Origin of the sequence: uncultured Marinobacter sp. (genome assembly GCF_963974375.1) — a bacterium.
GTDB lineage: Bacteria > Pseudomonadota > Gammaproteobacteria > Pseudomonadales > Oleiphilaceae > Marinobacter.
On sequence record NZ_CAXBDN010000368.1, the window covers coordinates 1 to 3,129 of the forward strand.

Below are 3,129 nucleotides of genomic sequence, written 5' to 3' on the forward strand. Positions count from 1 at the left end.
TACCCGGCCCCCAACTCCGGACGCCTTGAGGATATGTCCCAGGTCCGCCAGCAAGCCATCCGATACATCGATGCAGGCAGAGGCCTTACCTCTCAGCCACTGGCCTGCCGACAGCCGTGGTTGCGGATGATGGTAGCGGGTGAGTAACGCCCTGGACACCGGCGTTGTGGGCGGCTTGTCCAGCAGGGCCAGGGCCGCCGCCGCACCGCCCAGCTCACCGGTAACACAGATAAGATCCCCCACCCGTGCACCACTGCGCACCAGCGCAAGACCTGCGGGTACGGTTCCGTGAACCTGCACCGAGAGCGTGAGAGGCCCCCGTGTGGTGTCGCCACCTGCCAGCGCAATACCAAAGGCCACCGCGGCGTCAGCCAGGCCCTCGGTAAACGGACGCAGCCAGCTTTCCCGGGCATCGGGCAGGGTTAGAGCGAGGGTAAAGCAGACGGGATCGGCGCCCATGGCAGCCAGGTCGCTGACCGCAACGGCGAGGGCTCGCCAGCCCAGAGAGCGGGGATCATAGTGCAAGGGAAAATGGACACCCTCAACGAGGGTATCCACAGAAAATACCAGCTGATGGCCCGGTGACAGGCTCTGAATGGCGCAATCGTCTCCCGGACCAAGGATCAGATCCGGGTGGCGGAGGCGTTTCGCCAGCGGGCGAAACAGGTTCTCGATCAACTCAAACTCGCCCATGAAAACCTGCCACCGGTTGCTGGCTCAGTCCTGACGTGGACGCGTCTCAGCCAGCCGCAAACGGCGGCTGAGCTTGTCCAGCAAGCTGTTGACGAACTTGTGACCTTCCGTGCCACCGAAACGTTTGGCAAGCTCAATACCCTCATTGATCACGACCCGGTAAGGCACATCAATGCGGTGCTTGAGTTCAAAGGTTCCAAGGCGGACGATCGCCAGTTCAATGGCGTCCACTTCACCTATGGGACGATCCAGGAAAGGCTCAATGAGCCGGTCCAGATCCCCCTGTTCACGATGAATGCCGCGGATCAGTTCCCGGAAGTAGGCGGTATCGACGTTACTCATGTCGTTATCAACCATGAATTCCGCTTCAATATCCGTCATCGCACTCCTGCTGAAATGACGCTGGTACAACGCCTGCAGCGCAAGTGCCCGGGCCCGGCGACGATCACCCGCCTTGGGCTTTCCGGCCGGAGCCGCCGAAGAAGTCTGGTCCTGCTCGCTCATTACTCACCCAGCTTGTTGAACAGACTGACCATTTCCAGCGCTGTAATGGCCGCTTCCGCGCCCTTGTTACCGGCTTTGGTGCCGGACCTTTCGATGGCCTGCTCGATGGAATCGACAGTCAGTACACCGAAGCTGACCGGGATATCCGTCTCGAGGCTGACCGCACCGAGGCCACTGGCCGCCTCGCCTGCCACATATTCGAAATGCGGCGTACCGCCACGGATCACGGCGCCCAGGGCGATAATGGCGCTGTAGGTGCCGGTCTCTGCGACCCGTTTGACCGCAAGCGGCATTTCATAAGCGCCGGGCACGCGAATGATGGCGATGTCATCGTCGGCAATACCGTGGCGCCGCAGAGTATCGATGGCACCCTCTACCAGGCTTTCAACCACAAAACCGTTAAAACGACCAACCACCAGCGCGTAACGACCGGAACACTGGCGAAAATCGCCCTCAATTACTTTGATATCTGCCATGTCTGGCTCCTGTATGTCTGCCCGCCGCCGGGCGCAGACTCGCTATGGGTATCGGGGGCTGTCCCCGCTATTCAAAATTACTCGCCGGTGTAGGGCAGATACTCAACCACTTCCAGTTCAAACCCGGAAATTGCCGAAAACTTGATGGGTGCACTCAGCAACCGCATCTTGCCTACCCCGATATCACGCAGAATCTGGGAACCGGTACCAACCGTGAAATAAACCCCTGAGCTGCCACCTTTTCCTGCCGCTGCCGGGCCTTCACCAAAAAATTCGTGAATACGGTCTTCCAGGTTGTAACTGTCTTCCGCGCTGTTCAGCAGGACCACCACACCCCGACCCTCTTCAGCCACCCGGCTCAAGGCATGGTGCAGAGGCCAGCTGTGGGAGCCCTCACGTCGGGCACCCAGTAAATCGCGCAGGGTGTCGGTAATGTGAACCCTCACCAACGACGGCTCGTTGGCGTCAATGTCACCCATGACCATGGCCAGATGGGTGGCGCCCTGAATATTGTCGCGATAGGTGCGCAGGTTGAAGGTGCCGTACTCGGTATCCAGATCGTATTGTTCAACGCACTCAATGGTGCGCTCATTCATGGTGCGATAGTGGATCAGATCCGCAATGGTGCCAATCTTGAGATCGTGCAGCTCGGCGAATCTCTCCAGATCTTCACGGCGGGCCATGGAGCCATCGTCGTTCATGATCTCGCAGATCACTCCGGCAGGCTCACACCCTGCCAGTGCCGCCAGATCACAGGACGCCTCGGTATGGCCTGCCCGGCTGAGAACGCCGCCAGGATCCGCCATCAGCGGAAAGATATGACCCGGCTGAACCAGATCAGAAGCCTTTGCGCCCCTGGCAACGGCGGCCTGAACCGTGCGGGAACGATCCGCGGCGGAAATGCCGGTGGACACGCCTTCAGCGGCCTCGATAGAGAGGGTGAACTTGGTCCCGAAACCGGAATGATTGCTGTGAACCATCAACGGCAGACCGAGCTGCTCACAGCGGGTACGGGTCATTGGCATGCAGATCAGACCACGACCAAACCGCGCCATGAAATTGATGGCCTCCGGCGTGCAGAATTCCGCAGCCATCACCAGATCGCCTTCGTTTTCGCGATCTTCGTCATCCATCAGGATGACCATCTTGCCCTGCCGGATATCTGCAATGATCTCTTCTATGCTGTTCAGTGCCATAATCTGTTTGCACCCTCCAGGTCAGCCGCCAGGCCTGAGCTTTTCAGCCCGGAGCCGCCAGACTGCCGTGGTTTATAGACATGAGCCGATGCCACCACTGTGGTCACCGGTTATTGTGGTGCCAGTATCAAACGCTGATCAGCGCCGATCTGACGACGGTCCAGCACCTTCCACTGTACTTTGTCCGACATTTTGTCCAGCGGCAGCCGGGCCGTCGGTCGACCCTCGCTACCCAGGAACATGGGGGCCTGGTACAGCCA

4 protein-coding genes and 1 pseudogene are annotated in these 3,129 nt (G+C 59.6%); all 5 read right to left on the reverse strand.

Features of this window, described 5'->3' with window-relative positions; genetic code table 11:
• Nucleotides 1-693 (reverse strand): thiamine-phosphate kinase (gene thiL / locus AAC035_RS20135; protein ID WP_339806899.1); only part of this gene is annotated, 693 nt, incomplete at its 3' end.
• A gap of 24 nt (nucleotides 694-717) precedes the next feature.
• A complete protein-coding gene (gene nusB / locus AAC035_RS20140) occupies nucleotides 718-1,197 on the reverse strand; it encodes a transcription antitermination factor NusB (RefSeq protein ID WP_339806900.1) in 480 nt (159 codons plus the stop codon).
• Entirely contained in the window at nucleotides 1,197-1,673 is a 477-nt protein-coding gene (ribE, locus tag AAC035_RS20145; RefSeq protein ID WP_339806901.1) for a 6,7-dimethyl-8-ribityllumazine synthase, read from the reverse strand. Before ribE ends, nusB begins: the two co-directional genes overlap by 1 nt.
• A gap of 77 nt (nucleotides 1,674-1,750) precedes the next feature.
• Nucleotides 1,751-2,869 carry a bifunctional 3,4-dihydroxy-2-butanone-4-phosphate synthase/GTP cyclohydrolase II gene (gene ribBA / locus AAC035_RS20150; protein ID WP_339806902.1) on the reverse strand — a complete coding sequence of 373 codons (1,119 nt, stop codon included), beginning with the start codon at nucleotides 2,867-2,869 and terminating at the stop codon, nucleotides 1,751-1,753.
• 110 nt (nucleotides 2,870-2,979) lie between these two features.
• Nucleotides 2,980-3,129 (reverse strand): annotated as a pseudogene (locus AAC035_RS20155) (riboflavin biosynthesis protein RibD); the annotation flags it as partial.

Bases quoted from the DNA above. Each gene is read 5' to 3' on its own strand.
- nusB (WP_339806900.1), bottom strand. From the start codon at position 1,197: ATGAGCGAGCAGGACCAGACTTCTTCGGCGGCTCCGGCCGGAAAGCCC.
- ribE (WP_339806901.1), bottom strand. From the start codon at position 1,673: ATGGCAGATATCAAAGTAATTGAGGGCGATTTTCGCCAGTGTTCCGGT.
- ribBA (WP_339806902.1), bottom strand. From the start codon at position 2,869: ATGGCACTGAACAGCATAGAAGAGATCATTGCAGATATCCGGCAGGGC.